This is a genomic window from Carnobacterium funditum DSM 5970 (assembly GCF_000744185.1).
Classification (GTDB): Bacteria; Bacillota; Bacilli; order Lactobacillales; family Carnobacteriaceae; genus Carnobacterium_A; species Carnobacterium_A funditum.
This window is the reverse complement of record NZ_JQLL01000001.1, coordinates 726,503-747,047: the sequence shown is the minus strand read 5'-3', so window position 1 is coordinate 747,047 and position 20,545 is coordinate 726,503. Positions and strand designations below refer to the sequence as shown.

At 33.8% G+C, this 20,545-nt stretch carries 20 protein-coding genes and 1 tRNA gene; 18 read left to right on the top strand and 3 right to left on the bottom strand.

The features are described from left to right. Positions 1–42: 42 nt before the first annotated feature. The 10 genes from BR44_RS03375 to BR44_RS03330 all read left to right on the top strand — a co-directional run bounded on the left by BR44_RS03375 (position 43) and on the right by BR44_RS03330 (position 7,015). Complete coding sequence (locus BR44_RS03375; RefSeq protein ID WP_034550635.1) at positions 43–312, top strand: IreB family regulatory phosphoprotein; 270 nt, start codon at positions 43–45, stop codon at positions 310–312. Beyond that, positions 309–731 carry a Holliday junction resolvase RuvX gene (gene ruvX / locus BR44_RS03370; RefSeq protein WP_034550632.1) on the top strand — a complete coding sequence of 141 codons (423 nt, stop codon included), beginning with the start codon at positions 309–311 and terminating at the stop codon, positions 729–731. The genes BR44_RS03375 and ruvX overlap by 4 nt, the downstream gene beginning before the upstream one ends. A gap of 67 nt (positions 732–798) precedes the next feature. Continuing rightward, on the top strand, positions 799–1,113 hold the full coding sequence (locus BR44_RS03365) for a DUF1292 domain-containing protein (RefSeq protein WP_034550630.1): 315 nt from the start codon (positions 799–801) through the stop codon (positions 1,111–1,113). Between the two features lie 302 nt (positions 1,114–1,415). Continuing rightward, on the top strand, positions 1,416–2,570 hold the full coding sequence (gene mltG, locus BR44_RS03360; protein WP_245592908.1) for an endolytic transglycosylase MltG: 1,155 nt from the start codon (positions 1,416–1,418) through the stop codon (positions 2,568–2,570). Between the two features lie 84 nt (positions 2,571–2,654). Next, positions 2,655–3,296, top strand: coding sequence for a uridine kinase (gene udk / locus BR44_RS03355; RefSeq protein WP_034550627.1), 642 nt, complete (start codon positions 2,655–2,657; stop codon positions 3,294–3,296). A 217-nt stretch (positions 3,297–3,513) separates the two neighbouring features. Beyond that, positions 3,514–3,987 carry a transcription elongation factor GreA gene (gene greA, locus BR44_RS03350; RefSeq protein WP_034550626.1) on the top strand — a complete coding sequence of 158 codons (474 nt, stop codon included), beginning with the start codon at positions 3,514–3,516 and terminating at the stop codon, positions 3,985–3,987. A gap of 163 nt (positions 3,988–4,150) precedes the next feature. Beyond that, a complete protein-coding gene (liaF, locus tag BR44_RS03345; RefSeq protein ID WP_034550625.1) occupies positions 4,151–4,885 on the top strand; it encodes a cell wall-active antibiotics response protein LiaF in 735 nt (244 codons plus the stop codon). Beyond that, positions 4,882–5,952: a sensor histidine kinase gene (locus tag BR44_RS03340; RefSeq protein ID WP_034550622.1), complete on the top strand. Its 1,071-nt coding sequence runs from the start codon at positions 4,882–4,884 to the stop codon at positions 5,950–5,952. Before liaF ends, BR44_RS03340 begins: the two co-directional genes overlap by 4 nt. Beyond that, on the top strand, positions 5,949–6,581 hold the full coding sequence (locus BR44_RS03335) for a response regulator transcription factor (RefSeq protein ID WP_034550620.1): 633 nt from the start codon (positions 5,949–5,951) through the stop codon (positions 6,579–6,581). Before BR44_RS03340 ends, BR44_RS03335 begins: the two co-directional genes overlap by 4 nt. A 137-nt stretch (positions 6,582–6,718) precedes the next feature. Beyond that, positions 6,719–7,015 carry a HesB/YadR/YfhF family protein gene (locus BR44_RS03330; protein ID WP_034550619.1) on the top strand — a complete coding sequence of 99 codons (297 nt, stop codon included), beginning with the start codon at positions 6,719–6,721 and terminating at the stop codon, positions 7,013–7,015. Between the two features lie 44 nt (positions 7,016–7,059). Here the strand turns inward: BR44_RS03330 and rnjA are convergent, their stop codons facing one another. Together rnjA and BR44_RS03320 are read right to left on the bottom strand one after the other, a co-directional pair. Next, positions 7,060–8,736, bottom strand: coding sequence for a ribonuclease J1 (rnjA, locus tag BR44_RS03325; protein ID WP_034550618.1), 1,677 nt, complete (start codon positions 8,734–8,736; stop codon positions 7,060–7,062). Beyond that, on the bottom strand, positions 8,733–8,951 hold the full coding sequence (locus BR44_RS03320) for a DNA-directed RNA polymerase subunit epsilon (RefSeq protein ID WP_034550616.1): 219 nt from the start codon (positions 8,949–8,951) through the stop codon (positions 8,733–8,735). Before BR44_RS03320 ends, rnjA begins: the two co-directional genes overlap by 4 nt. Positions 8,952–9,384: 433 nt before the next feature. Here BR44_RS03320 and BR44_RS03315 point away from each other — a divergent pair, with 433 nt between their 5' ends. The 4 genes from BR44_RS03315 to BR44_RS03300 all read left to right on the top strand — a co-directional run bounded on the left by BR44_RS03315 (position 9,385) and on the right by BR44_RS03300 (position 13,810). Beyond that, a complete protein-coding gene (locus BR44_RS03315) occupies positions 9,385–11,115 on the top strand; it encodes an ABC transporter ATP-binding protein (protein ID WP_034550614.1) in 1,731 nt (576 codons plus the stop codon). Continuing rightward, entirely contained in the window at positions 11,112–12,890 is a 1,779-nt protein-coding gene (locus BR44_RS03310) for an ABC transporter ATP-binding protein (protein WP_034550613.1), read from the top strand. The genes BR44_RS03315 and BR44_RS03310 overlap by 4 nt, the downstream gene beginning before the upstream one ends. 30 nt (positions 12,891–12,920) lie before the next feature. Beyond that, entirely contained in the window at positions 12,921–13,700 is a 780-nt protein-coding gene (locus BR44_RS03305) for a Cof-type HAD-IIB family hydrolase (protein ID WP_034550611.1), read from the top strand. 37 nt (positions 13,701–13,737) lie between these two features. Beyond that, positions 13,738–13,810 (top strand) — tRNA-Ala (locus BR44_RS03300). 237 nt (positions 13,811–14,047) lie between these two features. Here the strand turns inward: BR44_RS03300 and def are convergent. Beyond that, a complete protein-coding gene (gene def / locus BR44_RS03295) occupies positions 14,048–14,611 on the bottom strand; it encodes a peptide deformylase (RefSeq protein WP_034550609.1) in 564 nt (187 codons plus the stop codon). Positions 14,612–14,849: 238 nt separating this feature from the next. On the opposite strand from def, the gene gdhA reads away from it, so the two are divergent. From gdhA to BR44_RS03275, 4 genes are all read left to right on the top strand, one after another. After that, complete coding sequence (gene gdhA, locus BR44_RS03290; RefSeq protein ID WP_034550605.1) at positions 14,850–16,196, top strand: NADP-specific glutamate dehydrogenase; 1,347 nt, start codon at positions 14,850–14,852, stop codon at positions 16,194–16,196. Positions 16,197–16,702: 506 nt separating this feature from the next. Beyond that, positions 16,703–17,812 carry a pyruvate dehydrogenase (acetyl-transferring) E1 component subunit alpha gene (gene pdhA, locus BR44_RS03285; RefSeq protein ID WP_034550604.1) on the top strand — a complete coding sequence of 370 codons (1,110 nt, stop codon included), beginning with the start codon at positions 16,703–16,705 and terminating at the stop codon, positions 17,810–17,812. Positions 17,813–17,814: 2 nt separating this feature from the next. Beyond that, positions 17,815–18,792 carry an alpha-ketoacid dehydrogenase subunit beta gene (locus BR44_RS03280; RefSeq protein ID WP_034550603.1) on the top strand — a complete coding sequence of 326 codons (978 nt, stop codon included), beginning with the start codon at positions 17,815–17,817 and terminating at the stop codon, positions 18,790–18,792. 143 nt (positions 18,793–18,935) lie between these two features. Then, positions 18,936–20,540: a dihydrolipoyllysine-residue acetyltransferase gene (locus BR44_RS03275; RefSeq protein WP_034552861.1), complete on the top strand. Its 1,605-nt coding sequence runs from the start codon at positions 18,936–18,938 to the stop codon at positions 20,538–20,540. The last annotated feature ends 5 nt before the right edge of the window (positions 20,541–20,545 follow it).

Below are 20,545 nucleotides of genomic sequence, written 5' to 3'. Positions count from 1 at the left end.
TGTAGAATAAAGATATAGTTTACAGAAATCGAGGTGCATAATATGAGTTCAATAGATGAAACAGTTCGGTTTAATGTTGGTGATAATCATGACAAAGACGTGAGACAAACATTGACGTTAGTGTATGAAGCATTGGAAGAGAAAGGGTACAACCCTATTAATCAGATAGTTGGCTATCTACTTTCTGGAGATCCAGCGTATGTTCCACGTCATAATGATGCTAGAAATTTAATTAGACGTCATGAACGCGATGAGATCGTAGAAGAATTGGTGAAGACTTATTTGAAAGAGAGCGGTAAAGAAATTCAATGAGAACGATGGGATTAGATGTAGGTTCAAAAACAGTTGGCGTTGCAATTGGCGATCCATTCGGTTGGACAGCACAAGGAATTGAGACGATAAAAATTAATGAAAGCCAAGAAGAATTTGGTATGGAAAGATTAAAAGAATTAATCAAAGAATATGAAGTTTCAAAAATTGTTGTTGGATTACCAAAAAATATGAATAACTCAATTGGGCCAAGAGCAGAAGCTTCGATTCGTTATGCTGACCTTTTAAAAGATTTATTCCACCTGCCTGTTTTTTTTCAGGACGAAAGGCTCACTACAGTTCAGGCAGAAAGAATGTTAATTGAAGAAGGGAATGCTTCACGGGCAAAACGTAAACAAGTCATAGATAAAGTTGCAGCCGTTATGATTCTCCAAAACTATTTGGATAGTAATCAAAACTAGCTTTTGATAAAGAGTTAGGTTAAACTAAATTAGTAGAGTTATAGACAATTATAAAGGAGTGTTAAATATGGCCCATGAACACGAACATGATCACGATCACGATCACGAAGAACATGAACATATCACAATTATAGACGAGCAAGGCAATGAAGAATTATACGAGATTCTATTTACATTTGACTCAGATGATTTTGAAAAATCCTATGTGTTAGTTTATCCTGCTGGTTCTGAAGAAGGAGAAGAGGTTGAGTTGCAAGCCTATTCTTACGTGGAGAAAGCGGATGGCAAACAAGGGGATTTAGAACCCATTGAAACAGATGAAGAGTGGGACATGATCGAAGAAGTATTAAATACTTTCATGGCAGATGAAGATGAAGATTAAGACTTCTTTTTAACTAATTGAATTAAGTGAAATTGAGCTGATGATGGAATCGTTGGCTCAATTTTACTGTTTATAAAGCTATATATAAATAAAAAAACGCAAGAAATAAATCAAAATTAACCTACATAATTTAAGGAAACGAATGTCATTAATAATACACAAATAACTAGTCGTTCTCTTTTTCTATTCACTTTGAGTATGGTATCATGTATAATGATTCAAGTTAGTAGTTAAAATGTGCAAAAATAGAGAAGATATATTAAAATATGTTTATTTCTTTATTTTGATAGGAGGGCCTCTTTTTGGAAAAGAAAGATATAAAAAGCAAGAAAAAAAATGACGAGCAGAATAAAATTGAAACGAATCCTAAATTGGTCGAACGGCAAAAAGAAAAAAAGATGGTTAAAAAAATTGTATGGAGCATTGTTACAATATTAGTTACTCTTATGATTATTTTTGGGATAGCTAGTTACCAGTATGTGACATCTTCTCTTCAACCATTAGATGCTACTAGTGAAGAAGAAATTCAAATAGAAATACCCTCAGGTTCTTCCTCGGCAGATATTTCTCGTATTTTAGAAAAGAATAAAGTTATTAAAAGTGCGTCCGTGTTTAGATTTTATATAAAGTTAAATAATAAAACTGATTTTCAAGCTGGCTATTTTCTTTTTTCTCCTTCAATGACTTTGGAGGAAATCATTCAATCTCTTCAATCAGGTGGAAGTCCTATTGCTTTTGATGGAACAAAGATATTAGTTCAAGAAGGATTAACGATTGAACAAGTAGCTGAATCAGTTGCAAAATCAACTGATTATAGTTCTTCAGATTTTATAAAAAAAGTGAAAAACACAAAGTTCTTAATGGAATTAAAACAAACCTATCCAAAACTATTAACTAGTGCAACTGAAGCAAAGGGAACAAAATATGTACTGGAAGGGTATTTATTTCCAGCTACCTACGATTTCTCAGCAGATATGTCTCTTGAGACTGTCATAGAAAATATGGTTAAAAAGACGGATGAAGTAATGCAAGAGTATTATGCGACTATTCAAGAAAAAAAAATGACTGTTCAGCAAGTGATTACCTTGGCTTCATTAATTGAGCGAGAAGGCAATTCATATGAAGATCGCACAAAAATTGCTAGTGTGTTTTTCAATCGTATTGAAGCAGAAATGCCCTTACAATCAGATATTAGCGTGCTGTATGCGCTAAACAAGCACAAAGAAATCGTAACGTATAAAGACTTAGAAACAGTTTCTCCCTATAACTTATATCAAAATAAAGGTTACGGGCCAGGACCTTTTAATAATCCATCAGAAGATGCAATTAAAGCTACATTAAATCCTTCAGATACAAGCTATCTTTATTTTTTAGCAGATACCTCAATGGGTAAAGTATATTTTTCAAGAACGTATGCCGAACATCAAGAATTAGTTGAAGAATACATCACTCCTTAATAATTCGAGGCAATAAAGAAGAGAAAAAAGCATTGAAATGGTTAAAAATCAATACTTTTCAACAAGAATGGGGCGAATAAAAGCATGAATACTGAACGCAAACCAATTGTCATTGGTGTAACAGGTGGATCTGGAAGTGGGAAGACAAGTGTAAGCCGGGCAGTCTATAATCATTTCACTGGACATTCTATATTAATGTTGGAACAAGATTTTTACTATAAAGATCAAAGTGAGATATCGTATGAAGAGCGGCTAAATACAAACTATGATCATCCATTTGCTTTTGATACAGATTTACTTATTGAACATTTGACGGATTTAATCCACTATCATCCAATAAAAAAACCAGTGTATGATTATGCTGCCCACACAAGAAGCGATAAATTCATCGTTCAAGAGCCAAAGGAAGTTATTATTTTAGAAGGAATTTTAATCTTAGAAGACAAACGATTAAGAGACTTGATGGATATTAAAGTTTATGTAGACACAGATGATGACATTCGAATTATTCGAAGAATTAAAAGAGATATAGAAGAACGTGGTAGGACGTTAGATTCTGTTATTGAACAATATTTAACTGTTGTAAAGCCTATGCATACACAGTTTATTGAACCAACTAAAAAATTTGCAGATATCATCATTCCTGAGGGTGGACGAAATCAAGTTGCTATTGACTTAATGACAACTAAGATTAAGAGTATCCTTGAATATCAATTAAAGTCTTAATAAACACAGACAAATTATCACGAAAAAACAGTTAAAGAAATTATAAGACAATAAATTGAAAATATAAACTTAAAATTATATAAGAATGCCTGTAAAGTGTTTACAAATAATAGCTTACATGGTATCTTATCTCTATTGAAATTGTAAAAAAACTTTCAATAATTAAATAATTATAAAACCAATAGACAAGCTTTTATTTAAAAAGGAGAATTCACTTATGATAGAAAAAATATATCCAATGACTTTAGATGGAAAAAACAAACTAGAGGCAGAATTAGAAGAATTAAAAACAGTAAAAAGAAAAGAAATTGTTGGGAGAATAAAAATAGCACGCAGTTTTGGTGATTTATCTGAAAACTCTGAATACGAATCAGCTAAAGATGAGCAAGCTTTTGTTGAAGGCCGTATTACGACAATTGAAACAATGTTGCGTTTTTCTGAAATAATTGACAACTCAAAAAGTGCAACTGATGAAGTTTCAATTGGTCGTAAGATAACATTTATTGAATTACCTGATGGTGAAGTTGAGGAATACACAATTGTAGGCAGTGCAGAAGCTGACCCATTTAGTGGTCGCATCTCAAATGATTCACCTATTGCTAAAGCTTTAATGGGCAAAAAAGTTGAAGATCAAGTTGTTATTTCAACACCAGGTGGAGATATGACAATTAAAATAACAAGTATAGAATAATAATAAATTAAAAAAGGATGGCTAGTTTCAATGAGCTATTCTTTTTTTATTAATACTATCAGACTTTAGTCTTAGACTGACTTCATGCTTTAGCAGGCGGTTTTTTCTTTTTAAATAGTTTATACTGATGCTAAAGTACCAAATGTGAAGGAGATTAAGTGCGATGAAAAAAAAATGGCAATTATTTGTTCTAATTGAAGCATTGTTGTTAGTATGGTTATTATACGAATCAGTGAGCAATAGTTTTACGCTGTTAACTTTTATCATAGGAGTAGTAGTTTTATTACGTAGTAAACACAAAAAAAATAATTCAAAACGCCAAAATTATTTAATGATTGGTAGTATTTTAATTTTAATTGCTCTATTATCCACAAGTGCAGTTTGGTTTATGTTAATTTGTGCCATTCTGTTTTTTGTAGTTTTAGGTAACAAGTCATTATTAAATTTTAGATTCTCTAATTTTGAGGCCCCGTGGCAAGATAAAGATATAATTATTGTAGAAACAGCAAAGAGTTTGCCAAAGAACGGCAAACGATTTAAAAGAAGTTGGTTTGGGAATGAAAGAATCGGTAATGCAGTCTATGAGTGGGATGATATTAATTTAACTGTCTTTATGGGAGATACAATTGTAGATTTAGGCAATACGCTTTTACCTAAAGATGAAAGTTATGTCATTATACGCAAAGGCTTTGGTAAGACCCGTATCTTAGTTCCAACAGGAATTGGTATAATGATTGAACACAGTGCCTTCAAAGGAAAAGTATTTTTTGAAAGTGATATTTTTGTATTAAGCAATGAATCTGTAAAGTTATATAGCGAACAGTATGATGAAAATACAAGGAAAATAAAACTGATTACGACCGTTCTAGTTGGGGATTTAGAGGTGATAACAATATGAAAAAAAAGAATATCAGGATACGATTTACTCAGATTACTTTTTTTTCCTTTTTATTTTTTCTGATTATTTCCTTATCTTACGGCTATGCAATACAACCTAATAATTGGGTCATTACTATTTTTACAACACAGTTCTTACAGGTGCCTTATATACTTTACCTAATAGGCGTATCATTAATTATTGGGTTGTTAACATCTCTTTTGTTATATGAGCTTCAACGAAGAGAATGGCGGCATATAGAAGAAACGTTACATTTGCTTGCTAATGGAAATTATTCAGTTAATCGTATAGACGGATTATTGGATAATGAAATAGGAGAGTTTGACCATTTAGAAGACATAAAAGATTCACTTTCTTCTATTCGTATTAAACTACTTGATTTATCTAAAGAAATTCAGAAACAAAGTAATTATCCTTCACAAGTTGATGGACAGACAAAAGAAGAAATATTAGAAATGGAAAGACGTCGTATTGCTAGAGAATTACATGATTCGGTTAGTCAACAGTTGTTTGCAGCAATGATGCTTTTGTCAGCAATCAACGAACAGATAGAAGATACTGATGATGTGATGAAAAAACAACTCAAAATGGTGGAAAGTATTATTAATGAATCACAATCCGAAATGCGAGCGCTATTACTACACCTAAGGCCAATTAATTTAGAAGGTAAAACGTTGAAAAAAGGAATTGAACAATTATTAACTGAACTAAAAACGAAAATACAAATAAAAATGACTTGGGAGATAGATGAAGTCACTTTAGAAACCGGAATGGAAGATCATTTATTTCGGATAATACAAGAGCTCCTTTCAAACACGTTAAGGCATTCAAAAGCTAAAGAACTGGAAGTTTACTTAAAGCAATACCACGATTCGTTGTCTTTGCGAGTGATTGATGATGGGATTGGATTTAATCCTGATGAAAAAAAAGCGGGTAATTATGGTCTAGTTAATATAAATGAACGAGTAAGCAATATGGGTGGAACATTTAAAGTCATTAGTTTCTTAAATAATGGGACTAGTATAGAAATTAAGATACCGTTTATCAAAAGGAGTGAAGTAGAATGATAAAAGTATTATTGATTGATGATCATGAGATGGTAAGACTAGGCGTTTCATCTTATTTATCTATTCAACCAGATATTGAAGTTATTGGTGAGGCTGAGAACGGAAAAGTAGGTTATCAAAAAGCAATGGAACTTAAACCAGATGTTATTATGATGGATTTAGTAATGGATGTTATGGATGGTATCGAATCAACGAAAGCTATCATGACAGATTGGCCAGATGCAAAAATTATTATTGTAACTAGCTTTATTGATGATGAAAAAGTATATCCGGCTCTTGAGGCAGGAGCAGCGAGTTATATATTGAAAACATCTACAGCAAGAGAGATTGCTGATGCCATTCGTTCTACTTATAAAGGAGAATCTATCTTAGAAGCAGAAGTTACTGCAAAAATGATGACGCGATTCTCGAAAAAGAGACAGCGTTTTCTTCATGAGGATTTAACAAAACGTGAAAAAGAAATTTTATTGTTAATCGCACAAGGTAATTCTAATCAAGAGATTGCTAATACTCTTTTCATAACCTTAAAAACAGTTAAAACACATGTTTCTAATATACTAGCAAAATTAGATGTTGATGATCGGACTCAAGCCACAATATACGCTTTTAGACATCATCTCATTCATTAAAAAAATATTGTTGAAACAACGAAATTTCAACGTCTGTTTTTTGTATAGTGATATGTTAAACTAACTATAATGTTAAACTAACTATAGGGTAAGCAACGAAGGGAGGATTCACAGTTTTAGGTTCTGTGAAGTAAAAAATGAAAATAGACTTAACTGAAAATGCAATAAAATGGTTCGAAAAAGAAGTTGGGGTTTCAAAAGATAGTGGTGTATGTTTTATGGGTAAAGTATATGGAAAGACTGATGTGCATGAAGGCTTTTCAGTTGGAATGAGTATCTGTCAACCTGAAGATGTTCTAACTAAAATAGAAATTAATGAAGTAACCTATTTTATTGAAAAGAATGATGACTGGTTTTTTAGCGGATATGATTTGAAAGTAGATTACAATAAAGAAAGTGATGAACCTGTTTACACGTTTATCAAACAAATATAATTAAATAAAAAAACCTTACTTTCAAAAAGAAAGTAAGGTTTTTTTTATACCGGCATAATAACTGGTAAGACCATTGGATGACGTTTTGTTTTCTCATATAAGAAAGGTTTTAGACTCTCGATAACAACTGATTTAATTGCTTGTTCTGTGAGTGGCTCATCACTGTCAGCAATTAGTTTTCTCAAGCTTCTAGTAATAACGCGTTGAGCATCGTTGATTAGTTCTCCAGACTCTCTCATATAAATAAAACCACGCGATAAAATATCTGGACCAGCTAAGATATCTTTAGATTTGTAGTCAATCGTAACAACGACAACGACTAGACCTTCTTCAGAAAGTAAACGACGGTCGCGTAAGACAACATTTCCAATATCTCCGATACCTTTTCCATCTACATAAACATCTCCAGCATCAAAATGTCCTGCTCTTCTAGCAGATTCTGCAGTTAAGGCAAGAACATCGCCATTTTCCAAAATAAAGCAATTTTCTTTAGACATACCAATTTGTTCAGCTAAACCAGCATGAATTTTTTGCATACGATACTCACCATGGACTGGAACAAAATATTTAGGCTTCATTAAACGTAACATTAATTTTTGTTCTTGTTGGCCACCATGTCCAGAAGTATGGATATTATTAACTTTTCCATGAATAACATTTGCTCCAGCTTCAGATAATAAATTAATAACTCGGTTAACGCTAGCTGTGTTTCCAGGGATTGGAGAGCTTGAAAAAATAACAGTGTCTCCAGGTTGTATTGAAATCTGACGATGTGTTCCATTAGCGATTCTGCTTAAGGCAGCCATAGGTTCACCTTGTGAACCTGTACATAAAATAATGGTTTCGTTTGCAGGCATACGATTTAATTCTTGAGACTCAATAAATTTTTCATCAGGAGCCGTAATATAACCTAGTGAACGTCCAGTTACAACAGAAGATTCCATACTTCGACCAAAAACTGCTATTTTTCTACCTGTTGTGATAGCCGCTTGTGCAACTTGTTCTAGACGGGAAATATTAGAAGCAAAAGTGGCGAAAATAATTCTTCCTTCAACTTTTTGCATAATATTTGTAATGGATTCACCAACGCCTTGTTCTGAATTTGTAAAAGTCGGAATTTCAGCATTTGTACTATCTGAAAGAAGAGCTAAGACTCCTTCATCTCCAATACGAGCCATTTTATGCAAATCAGCTGGTTGACCAACTGGAGTGAAATCAAATTTAAAATCTCCCGTTGCGACAATATTGCCAGGAGGTGTTTTAACAACAATTCCAAAAGCTTCAGGAATACTATGTGTTGTTCTGAAGAAACTAACAGTTGTTTTACGGAATTTGATAACGTCATTTTCACCGATTTCGTGTAATTCAGTATCCCGTAGCAATCCATGTTCATTTAATTTATTCCGAATTAAAGCACTTGCTAAGGGACCAGCATAAATAGGAATATTCGCTTGTTTTAATAAGAACGGGATACCACCAATATGATCTTCATGGCCATGAGTGATGACCAAAGCTTTTACTTTATTGATATTTTGAACAATGTAGCTATAATCAGGAATAACATAATCGATTCCTAATAAGTCGTCTTCGGGAAATTTGATACCGGCATCAATAATGATAATTTCATCTTGAAATTGAATGCCATAGGTATTTTTACCAATTTCACCTAAACCCCCAATGGCAAAAACGGCTGCTTCATTGTTTTTTATAGATGGTTTCATTTAGCAAACTCCGTAAGAGCAAAGGCTGCGTTTTTTTGTTCATATTCTAGATGACTGCCATCTAAAGGCTGTATGAACTCAATGTTGAAGGGGGTGTTCGTTTCAACAAGACTACGTGCTTCAATTTCTGTGTTAGCTTCGATATATAAAGATTTTGTTTCTTCCCGTTTCGGGTTTCTTATATTAGATTCTTGATAAGTGATTTTGTAAATCATATATTTCTCTCCTTTTTAATATCATCATAATGATGATTTGTTTTATAGACGATTATTGGGCGTATTGGTGCATAATGAAAAAAACCATCATATTACACTACTTAGTGCTGATTAGATGGAACCACATCAGTTTTGTTTCATACATTATACTGGTAAAACAAGCAGAAAAAATTTCATAGTTAAACAGTGTAACTCAACGCTGAAATATTTTTTACTATTTTTCCCGAACTGGTGGTTGTGTTAGTCTCACAACAGATACTACTATTTTAACATAGTTCAATTAGTAAGTATAGAAACTAAGACTAATCACCCAAAAAAAGAAAAAAATCTAGTGAATAATAAAAAATGAAAGGACGAATGTTTCTTTTATCTAGACTATGCTATATTAACTAGAAAGAGTTTAGTCGTGATGGATTAAAAGGAGATGAACAAAGTGAAATTAATGTTAAGTTATTTAAAAAATTACAAGGGATTGCTAGGGTTGAATTTTCTATGTGTATTTGGCTTTGTTATTATTGAATTAGGGTTACCAACTTTATTAGCTTTAATTATTGACAAAGGAATTATTATGAATGATTTTTCTGAGGTCATGAATTATGGTGAATGGATGGTTGTAATAGCTATTATAGGATTAATTAGTCTGATAGGCTTAGCTTATACAGGAAGTAAAATAACTACTGAAATTGTTAGAGATATTAGAAATGATATTTTTATGTCTGTTCAATCTTTTTCTCATAGTGAATTCAATCATATTGGTGTTTCCTCATTGGTTACTAGGACAACAAATGATGCTTTTCAAGTGATGACTTTTTTACAAATGCTCTTAAGGTTAGGTATGATGACACCCGTAATGTTTATTTCTAGTTTTATAATGATTGTTAGAACAAGTCCGTCACTATCGTATACTGTATTGCTAGCCATTCCATTTCTGTTTGCAATCGTATGGTTAATAGCTCGGAAATCAGAACCGTTATCAGAAAAACAACAAGTAAGTTTAGATCATATCAATCAAAACTTGCGTGAAAACTTAACCGGTTTAAGAGTAATTAGAGCTTTTGTTAAAGAAAAATTTCAAGAAGAAAGATTCATTAAAGTTAATCAAAATTATACAAGAGTTTCAAAAAAACTCTTTAAGTTAATGGCATTAGCTATGCCTAGTTTTTCTATTATATTTAATATAATTTTAATCACAATTGTTTGGTTTGGAACAATTGAAATTCAAAGTGGAAATTTACAAATAGGTAATTTAATTGCATTTATAGAATATATTTTTCTCGCTTTATTTTCATTTATGCTGTTTGCGAATGTATTTATGATGTACCCAAGAGCAGCTGTATCGGCAGAAAGAATAGAAGAAATTATTCAAACGGTACCTTCGATTGATGAAAATGAAAATGGTGTAATAGAAACAACTACTCATGGACAGGTCGTTTTTGAAAATGTTACGTTTGCTTACCCTGGAAATACCGAGTCGCCCGTTATTAGAAATGTTAGTTTTAGTGCTAATCCTGGAGAAACAGTTGCATTTATTGGTAGTACCGGAAGTGGGAAATCAACTTTGATACAGTTGATCCCTCGCTTTTATGATGTGACAAAAGGGCGTGTTTTAATAGATGGAGTGGATGTTAGAGATTACCAACTAAAAGCTTTACGAAAAAAAGTAGGATTCATTCCTCAAAAAGCTCTTTTATTCACTGGGACTATTTCTCATAACATGCGATATGGCAAATGGAATGCGACCACTAATGAAGTAGATGAGGCTTCTGATATCTCTCAATCTAAGGAATTCATTCTATCAAAACCAGCTCAATATGAAGAAGTCTTAGCAGAAGGTGGAAGCAACATGTCTGGCGGACAAAAACAACGTCTTTCTATCGCAAGAGCCATCATAAAAAAACCTGATGTATATGTCTTTGATGATAGTTTTTCTGCATTAGATTATCAAACAGATGCAAGATTAAGAGAGCGTTTAAAGTCTGAAACTCAAGATGCGTCTGTTTTGATTGTTGCGCAAAGAATTGGTTCTATTAGGCATGCTGATAAAATAATCGTTTTAGATAAAGGAATCGTAGTTGCGCAAGGCACGCATGAAGAACTAATAAAAATGTCAGATATTTATTATGATATAGCTGCATCTCAATTGTCGAAGGAGGAATTAACATGAAAGGATCGTTAGTCGCAATTCGGCGTTTGTGGAAATTCATCAAGACTTATAAGACAGGCTTCATTTCAGCTATTGTATTGACGATGATTTGTATGCTAATGAGTGCACTCCAACCCTTTATTATTGGTCTTGCTTTAACAGAAGTTGGGAAAAATGTAGCCGATATAGTTAAAGGGGTGCCAGGAGCTAAAATTAATTTTTTATATGTCCGTCAAGTCCTTATTATTATGTTAAGTGTTTCAGCAGTTTATCAACTAACTCTTTATGCTTCTGCTTATATTATGACTAATGTTGTTCAAAATACTATGCGCGATTTAAGAAATACAATTGAAAGTAAAATCAATCGATTACCAGTTTCTTATTTTGATCGTAATCAACAAGGAAATATTTTAAGTCGTGTAACAAATGATGTAGATGCAGTAAGTAATGCTATGCAACAAAGTTTAATCCAAATTGTAAACTCGATTATGGGAATTGTTTTTGCAGTTCTGATGATGTTGTATTTATCTGTACCATTGGCGGCAGTTATTTTAGTATTGATTCCTACTTCACTTTTTATTTCAAAATACATTATTCGCAAATCGCAACCATATTTCATTCAACAACAAAATGCTATAGGAGCGATGAATGGGCATGTTCAGGAAAGCTATAGTGGATTCTCTGAGATAAAACTATATGGAAAAGAACAAGATAAATTAGAAGAATTTAAAGTGATTAATCAAAATCTGAGTGAATATGGCTTTAAAGCGGCTTTTATTTCAGGAATTATGAGTCCTTTAATTGGTTTTGCTACTCATATAGTGTACTTTGTAGTAGCCGTATTAGGTGGATTATTTGTCATCCAAGGTGCACTGTCTTTAGGTAACTTACAAGCATTTACGCAGTATATCTGGCAAATCAATCAACCTCTTACTCAGATAACCCAACTTTCAGGAGTCCTTCAAAGTGCTGCAGCAGCAGTTGGAAGAATTTTTGAAATTTTAGATGAACCTGAAGAGAAACCAGATGTTATTCGAGTAGATATACCTAAACCAGTATCCGGAGATGTTACTTTTGAGCATGTCACTTTTGGATATGATAAAAGTAAGCCGTTGATAAAGGATTTAAACGTTCAAGTAAAAAGTGGTCAAAAAGTGGCTGTTGTAGGTCCAACTGGAGCAGGTAAGACGACACTAATAAACTTATTGATGCGTTTTTATGATGTTGATAGTGGCGCAATAAAAATAGATGGAATTGATACGAAAACTATGGATCGAAAAGAAGTAAGAGCGCAGTTTGGTATGGTTTTACAAGATGCTTGGCTATATAATGGAACAATAGCAGATAATATCCGTTTTGGTAAATTAGATGCTACGGAATATGAAGTTGTAGATGCTGCTAAAACAGCAAACGTTGATCATTTTATACGCACTTTGCCTGATGGGTATAATATGGGGTTAGATCAAGAAGCTTCTAATATATCTTTAGGACAAAAGCAACTATTAACCATTTCTAGGGCAATCATTTCTAATCCTAGGATTCTTATCTTAGATGAAGCAACAAGTTCGGTTGATACCCGCTTAGAAGCTTTGATCCAGAAAGCTATGAAAAAAATAATGGAAGGACGTACGAGCTTCGTTATTGCTCATAGGTTATCAACTATTCGTGATGCAGATTTGATTTTGGTCATGGACCAAGGTGAAATTGTAGAGCAAGGCAATCATGAAGAACTGTTAAATAAAGGTGGATTCTATGAAAAGTTATATAACAGTCAATTTAAACAAGCGCAAGAATAAAAGATTATTATAGAGAGAGGTCAGAGGGTAATGGAAAAGAAAATGATATTTTTTGATATAGATGGCACTTTGTTAAATCATGAAAAAAATTTTTTGCCAAATACAAAAAAAGCCTTAGACAAGTTGAAAGAAGAAGGTCATGAGGTTGTCATTGCAACCGGAAGAAATTTATATTTAGCTAAATCAGTCATTGATGACTTAGGATTTAATAATTATATTCTTTGCAATGGGGCAGTAGGATATTTTCACAATGAATTAGTCTATGAAAATAGATTGGATCAAAGCGAACTAAAAAGATTAATTAAAATAGCAGATGCACTAAATCATAATATTATTTATGAATCTGCTGACATGTTGAAAAGAAGAAGCGAAAAAAATGATATCAGAATGATTACGGCTATGAAGAGTGTTGGATCTAGTACGCCTCTTTACGATCGTGATTATCATTTAACTAATCCTATCTATCAAGGATTAATATTTTATACCGACGAAGAAAAGAATGCCTATGAGAATGGACAATTCCCTAAATTTAAATTTATCAGATGGCATGATAGTGGAGTTGATATTGTCCCGCATGATGGGTCTAAAGCACATACGGTATTAGATTTTGCAAAAAAACAAGGATTTGCAGTTGAAGATACGATTGCTTTCGGAGATGGGTTAAATGACCTTGAAATGCTTACTGAAGTAGGCATAGGAGTAGCAATGGGAAATGCTTTAGAAACGGTAAAATTAAAAGCAGATAAAATAACTAAAAGCTGTAATGAAGATGGGATTTATCTTGCATTGCAAGAACTTAATCTGATATAATAAAACAGTAAATAAATAAGATTCATTTCTTATTTATGGGGGTATAGCTCAGCTGGGAGAGTGTTTGGCTGGCAGCCAAAAGGTCAGGGGTTCGATCCCCCTTATCTCCATTAAAAAAGATAGAAATAAATAAAACTACTAGAAACTATTGTTTACTAAACAATAGTTTCTAGTAGTTTTATTTATAAGCAAGGGCTTAATATAGTGGTAAATAGTTTAGTATAGGATGCGTTACAGTGTTTTTTGTCGTTTAGATTGAGTTTGTTTAATAAAAATAAGTTGAAACAAAGGGAATATGCTCTCTTTGTTCCAACCAATTCTCATATATTTTGTTGCTTAATATTTAACTAAGATAGAATAGAAACGTTCTCATCTAAATGAAAAGGGTCCTCATTATTAATATGATCGTAAAACATGATTCCGTTAGTATGGTCAATTTCATGTTGAATAACGATAGCTGGATAATCTTTTAATCGGATTTTCTGTTTTTCTCCATCCAAATCAAGATAAGTCACAGTTACTCTAGTATGACGAGGAACATATCCTGGAACATCACGGTTAACAGAAAGGCATCCTTCTCCTTCCGCTAGACAAGCACTTTGAACAGAATGACTAACAATTTTTGGATTAATCATAACTGTACTCAAAAGAGGTTCATTTGTTTCATCATCGACATTAGGTATATGGACAGCAATCATTTTTTTTCCAACATCTAACTGAGGCGCTGCCAAGCCAACTCCGGCACGAAGTTGATATTTTTCAGCTAATTCTGCATCTTGACTATTTTTCAAAAATTCCAACATCTCTTGCCCCATTGTTTGTATGTCCTCGCCAATAGGAAAAGTAATTTCCTCTGCGGGCGTTCGTAAAGTGGGGTTGCCTTCCAAAATGATATTTTTCATTGTAATCATTTGTACTTCACTCCTGTAAATAAATTTTCCATAGAATATTTTACTCATTATAGGCATAGTAATTATCAACTTTATAATTTTAACAGCTATTTAACTAAAATGCACGGCAAATTAAATTTAAAGATGATCATGATGATTAGGATGAAACAAAAATTTTATTTTGAAAAAGAAATATGATATAATATGGAACAAGAAACAACATGTTTGTTAACAATTAAAGAAAGTAAGGGGAGATAGTATGCAAGAAGCAGCAAAATACATTGAAGACACATATGCAAAAATACTGAAAAGAGATCCTGATCAAATTGAATTTCTACAAGCAGTTAAAGAGTTTATTGGTAGTATTGAACCAGTATTTACTGCTCATCCTGAATTTATTCAACAAAATATATTAGAACAAATGATTGAACCTGAAAGAATTATTCAATTCAGAATCCCTTGGATGAATGATCAAGGTGAAACCAAAGTAAATAGAGGATTTCGTGTGCAGTTTAATTCAGCAAATGGGCCTTATAAAGGCGGTCTTCGTTTTCACACAAGTGTAAATCAAAGTATTGTTAAGTTTCTTGGCTTTGAACAAATTTTCAAAAATAGTTTGACAGGTCTACCAATTGGTGGTGGAAAAGGCGGTAGTGATTTTGATCCGAAAGGGAAGTCAGATAATGAAGTCATGCGTTTTTGTCAAAGCTTTATGACTGAATTGCAACAGCATATTGGACCTGATTTAGATGTTCCTGCAGGCGATATCGGAGTTGGAGCTAGAGAAATTGGCTACCTATATGGACAATATAAGCGCTTGAACGGTTCTAAAGCAGGAGTTTTAACAGGGAAACCAGTTTTTCTAGGAGGTAGTCTTGGTAGAACGGAAGCAACAGGCTATGGGGTTGTTTATTTCACAGATAAAATGCTTCAAGATACTGGTGAATCGTTTAAAAATAAAAAAGTAGTTGTTTCTGGAAGTGGGAATGTAGCTATATATGCCATTCAAAAAGTTCACGAATTAGGTGGGAAAGTTATTGCTTGTTCAGATTCTGATGGCTACATTTGGGATCCGGATGGAATTGATTACACTACTATTAAACAATTAAAAGAAGTAGAGAGAGAAAGAATTTCGGAATACGTTCAATACCATCCTAAAGCATATTATTATGAAGGAAGTATCTGGGACATAGAAAAGGAATACCAAGTAGCGTTGCCTTGTGCTACGCAAAATGAAATAGATGGTGAAAATGCGAAAAAAATGATTGAAAAAGGAGTCATTGCAGTTGCTGAAGGAGCAAATATGCCTTCTAACTTAGATGCAATAGCAGTCTATCAGGAAGCTCAAATCCTTTATGCACCAGGCAAAGCAGCGAATGCTGGCGGGGTAGCTGTCTCTGCTTTAGAGATGTCTCAAAACAGCCAGCGACTTAGTTGGTCATTTGAAGAAGTAGACGAGAAGCTAGAAAGTATCATGGAATCCATCTATATTGAAGTACGAGATACTGCTAAAACATATCATATGCCAGGTAATTTCGTAGTGGGTGCAAATATTGCTGGTTTCATGAAAATCGCTCAATCAATGATTAGTCAAGGACTCGTATAAAAAGAAAGAAACAGATTTTAAAGTCTGTTTCTTTCTTTTTTTTAAATAGAATAATAAAATGATTTTAAAAAAATGGAATTGAATAGAAAAACTAGAGTATATGAGAAAGTTCTAATCTTTTTTTACTTTGTGAATAAAATAATATTGTTTTCATCAAGTGTTTACTGTATTCAATGTAATACAGTTTTTTTTAAATTATATAACAGTTTTAAGCTCGATTTATCAATTTTATTCGATATTTTTTTTTATAAGAAAGACTTTTTTTGAAAAAAACCCTCTAAAATTAGTCGTGAAATATTTCACGACTGCAAAAAAAATCAAGGATTTTTTATATGAATGCCTCGGAAATAAGATTTTGCAGCTTAGAAAGCGTTGATATACTTGCATAACTAGAAAAAGAGTGGTAAATTTAATTAGCAAATAGATTGCACTAATACAGTTTGTGAAACTGTGTAAAACAGAATTTTATGAAAATTAGAATGTAAAAAGAGAGGAATGGTTTAAAAATGGCTAACAAGAAACAACCCGTAGATTTTGAAGCATTGTTAAGTACCGTTGATGCGGCTTTTCCAATGGTACAAATCCTAGATAAGGATGGTAAAGTTGTTAATAAAAACATCATGCCAGATTTATCTGATGATCAATTAGTGGAATTAATGGAGAAAATGGTATGGTCTCGTATTTTACATGAACGCTCAATGGCTTTAGCTCGTCAAGGACGTTTAGGTTTCTATGCTCCAACGGCTGGACAAGAGGCCTCTCAGATGGCAAGTTATTTTGCATTTGAAAAAGAAGATGAATTATTCCCAGGATACCGTGATGTTCCTCAATTGATTCAACATGGTTTACCTGTCTATAAAGCTTTCTTATGGTCTCGCGGACATGCAGTAGGAAGCCAATATCCTGATGCTTTACATGCTATGCCACCTCAAATTATTATTGGAGCCCAAATTATTCAAGCTGCAGGAGCAGGACTTGGATTGAAAAAACGTGGCAAACCAAATGTTGCATTCACGTACACTGGCGATGGTGGTTCATCACAAGGGGATTTCTATGAAGGAATGAACTTTGCAGGGGCCTACAAATCTCCAGTAGTATTTTTCATTCAAAATAATGGCTACGCAATCTCAACTCCACGTCATAAACAAACGGCTGCTACTACATTAGCTCAAAAAGCTGTTGCAGCTGGAATCCCAGGAATCCAAGTTGACGGTATGGATCCATTAGCCGTTTATGCTGTTACAAAACAAGCGAGAGAGTGGGCAATTGCAGGAAATGGTCCAGTGCTAATTGAAACAGTAACGTCTCGTTTTGGTCCTCACTCAACTTCTGGAGATGATCCAACACGTTACCGCGATCAAGAAAGTTTTGACTATTGGGAACAACGCGATCCACTTATTCGTTTCCGTAAGTTCTTAACGGCAAAAGGTCTATGGTCTGAAGAAAAAGAGCAAGTATTAATTGAAAAAACCCAAGAAGAAATCAAAGCATCAGCTAAAGAAGCTGACCAAGTACCTAAGCAAAAAGTTTCAGACTTTTTGAAAAACATGTACGAAGAGCCAACGCAAGTGATTAAAGAACAAATTGCGACTTTTGAAGCAAAGGAGAATAAATAATTATGGCACAAAAGACAATGATTCAAGCGATTACTGAAGCACTTGAACAAGAAATGGAACGTGATCAAGATATCTTAGTTTTTGGAGAAGATGTCGGTAAAAATGGCGGAGTATTCCGTGCAACTGCAGGTCTTCAAGAAAAATTCGGCGAAGACAGAGTTTCCGATACACCCCTTGCTGAATCAGGTATTGGCGGAATGGCTATCGGTTTAGCTTTACAGGGTTTTCGTCCAGTTCCAGAAATTCAATTTATTGGATTTATTTTTGAAGTATTAGACTCCATTGCTGGTCAAGCTGCACGGACACGTTACCGTATGAGTAGTACCCGTAGTTTACCAATTACAATTCGTATGCCATTTGGTGGCGGCGTTCATACACCAGAAATGCACTCAGATAATTTAGAAGGTTTAATGACACAATCACCAGGTTTGAAAGTCGTTATTCCTTCAAATCCTTATGATGCAAAAGGGCTTCTAATTGCATCACTTCGTGATAATGATCCAGTGGTATTCATTGAGCATATGAAATTGTACCGTTCATTCCGTGACGAAGTACCGGAAGAATCTTATACTGTTCCACTAGGTAAAGCTGCTATTTCTCGTGAAGGTAAAGACGTTTCGGTCATCACTTATGGTGCGATGGTTCGCGAAGCACTTAAAGCTGCTGATGATTTACAAAAAGAAGGTATCTCTGTTGAAATCATAGATTTAAGAACTGTTTCTCCATTAGACATTGAAACAATCATCGCTTCAGTTGAAAAAACTGGCCGCGTAGTTGTTGTTCAAGAAGCACAACGTCAAGCAGGTGTTGGTGCTATGGTTATGTCTGAAATTGCAGAACGGGCTGTGCTTTCATTAGAAGCCCCTATTGGCCGTGTTGCTGCTCCAGATACAGTCTTTCCATTTGGTTTAGCTGAAAGTTCTTGGTTGCCAAATGCTGCAGACATCGCAGAAAAAGTGAAAGAAGTTTATAATTTCTAATTTATAAATCATTAGACGAGATAATAATAGATGTAAACCATTTACTGAAATAATAAATGGTTGCATCTATTGATTTTAAAGTGTTTAGTTAATCTTATTTTTTGGAAAATAGAATGGCTAATAAAGAAGGGAAGAAATCAAAAATGGCTTTTAAATTTAAATTACCAGATGTTGGAGAAGGAATGGCAGAAGGCGAAATCGTAAAATGGTTAGTAGCTGAAGGCGATGTAGTTAAAGAAGAAGATTCAATCGTAGAAATTCAAAACGATAAATCAGTTGAAGAAATTGCTTCACCCGTTTCTGGAACGATTAAAAAGATTTTAGTATCAGAAGGAACAGTTGCTAATGTTGGCGACGTCATTGTTGAGATTGATGCTCCAGGGCATGAAGATGAAGAAGCAGAAGAAACAGAAGTTCCAGAAGCTGCTCCAACTCAAGCTGCAGCTCCAAGTACTCAAGGAAGTTCTTTCTATCAATTTAAATTACCAGACGTTGGAGAAGGAATGGCAGAAGGTGAAATCGTAAAATGGTTAGTAGCTGAAGGCGACGAAATCAAAGAAGAAGATTCAATCGTAGAAATTCAAAACGATAAATCAGTTGAAGAAATTGCTTCACCCGTTTCTGGAAAAGTTAAAAAGATTTTAGTATCAGAAGGAACAGTCGCTGCTGTTGGTCAAGTAATTGTTGAGATTGATTCACCTGAACACAACACTGAAAGTGCAGTTCCTGCTGCTGAAAATAATGCTCAAGAAACAGCTCAAACAAAAGGAACAGCAAGCGTTGTTAAGTCGTCTGACTCTAACAAACGCGTACAAGCTATGCCTTCAGTACGTCAATTCGCACGTGAAAGTGATGTAGATATTACACTAGTTACACCAACAGGTAAACATGGTCGTGTAACAAAAGAAGATATCACTAGCTTTAACAAAAATGGTGCAACTCCAGCAGTGAGCTCAGCACAGACAGCTACAGCTCCTACAACAAAACAAGCTCCAGCAGCTAAAACAGCAGCTCCAGCTAAAGCATTTAAATCTAGCCAAACTGAACTTGAAACTCGTGAAGCAATGACTCCAATGCGTAAAGCAATTGCGAAAGCAATGGTAAACAGTAAAGCAACTGCTCCACATGTTACTTTATTTGACGAAGTTGACTCAACTAAATTAATGGCTCACCGTAAACATTTCAAAGATATTGCAGCAGGCAAAGGTGTTAAATTAACATTCTTACCTTATGTCGTTAAAGCAATTGTTTCTGTCTTACGTAAATATCCAGCATTGAATGCTTCAATTGACGATACAACAAACGAAGTAGTATACAAGCACTACTTTAATATTGGTATTGCTACTGATACTGATCGTGGTTTATTCGTACCAGTCATTAAAGATGCAGATTCTAAGAGTATCTTTACTATTGCAGGAGAAATCACTGAACTTTCTGGTAAAGCTACAGAAGGTAAATTAGCAACAAATGAAATGAGCAATGGTTCTATTTCAGTAAGTAACATTGGTTCAATTGGTGGCGGTTGGTTTACACCAGTTATAAACTATCCAGAAGTTGCTATCTTAGGCGTTGGTCGTATTGCTAAAAAAGCAGTTGTAAATGCAGAGGATGAAATTGTCGTAGCACCAGTTATGCAGTTATCATTAAGCTTTGACCACCGTATCATCGATGGAGCAACTGCACAAAAAGCAATGAATGAATTAAAAACATTGCTTGCTGATCCAGAATTATTATTGATGGAAGGATAAAGGTG

Excerpts from the sequence above, each read along its gene's own strand:
- BR44_RS03375 (WP_034550635.1), top strand. The coding sequence starts at position 43 with ATGAGTTCAATAGATGAAACAGTTCGGTTTAATGTTGGTGATAATCAT.
- ruvX (WP_034550632.1), top strand. The coding sequence starts at position 309 with ATGAGAACGATGGGATTAGATGTAGGTTCAAAAACAGTTGGCGTTGCA.
- BR44_RS03365 (WP_034550630.1), top strand. The coding sequence starts at position 799 with ATGGCCCATGAACACGAACATGATCACGATCACGATCACGAAGAACAT.
- udk (WP_034550627.1), top strand. The coding sequence starts at position 2,655 with ATGAATACTGAACGCAAACCAATTGTCATTGGTGTAACAGGTGGATCT.
- greA (WP_034550626.1), top strand. The coding sequence starts at position 3,514 with ATGATAGAAAAAATATATCCAATGACTTTAGATGGAAAAAACAAACTA.
- liaF (WP_034550625.1), top strand. The coding sequence starts at position 4,151 with ATGAAAAAAAAATGGCAATTATTTGTTCTAATTGAAGCATTGTTGTTA.
- BR44_RS03340 (WP_034550622.1), top strand. The coding sequence starts at position 4,882 with ATGAAAAAAAAGAATATCAGGATACGATTTACTCAGATTACTTTTTTT.
- BR44_RS03335 (WP_034550620.1), top strand. The coding sequence starts at position 5,949 with ATGATAAAAGTATTATTGATTGATGATCATGAGATGGTAAGACTAGGC.
- BR44_RS03330 (WP_034550619.1), top strand. The coding sequence starts at position 6,719 with ATGAAAATAGACTTAACTGAAAATGCAATAAAATGGTTCGAAAAAGAA.
- rnjA (WP_034550618.1), bottom strand. The coding sequence starts at position 8,736 with ATGAAACCATCTATAAAAAACAATGAAGCAGCCGTTTTTGCCATTGGG.
- BR44_RS03320 (WP_034550616.1), bottom strand. The coding sequence starts at position 8,951 with ATGATTTACAAAATCACTTATCAAGAATCTAATATAAGAAACCCGAAA.
- BR44_RS03310 (WP_034550613.1), top strand. The coding sequence starts at position 11,112 with ATGAAAGGATCGTTAGTCGCAATTCGGCGTTTGTGGAAATTCATCAAG.
- BR44_RS03305 (WP_034550611.1), top strand. The coding sequence starts at position 12,921 with ATGGAAAAGAAAATGATATTTTTTGATATAGATGGCACTTTGTTAAAT.
- def (WP_034550609.1), bottom strand. The coding sequence starts at position 14,611 with ATGATTACAATGAAAAATATCATTTTGGAAGGCAACCCCACTTTACGA.
- gdhA (WP_034550605.1), top strand. The coding sequence starts at position 14,850 with ATGCAAGAAGCAGCAAAATACATTGAAGACACATATGCAAAAATACTG.
- pdhA (WP_034550604.1), top strand. The coding sequence starts at position 16,703 with ATGGCTAACAAGAAACAACCCGTAGATTTTGAAGCATTGTTAAGTACC.
- BR44_RS03280 (WP_034550603.1), top strand. The coding sequence starts at position 17,815 with ATGGCACAAAAGACAATGATTCAAGCGATTACTGAAGCACTTGAACAA.
- BR44_RS03275 (WP_034552861.1), top strand. The coding sequence starts at position 18,936 with ATGGCTTTTAAATTTAAATTACCAGATGTTGGAGAAGGAATGGCAGAA.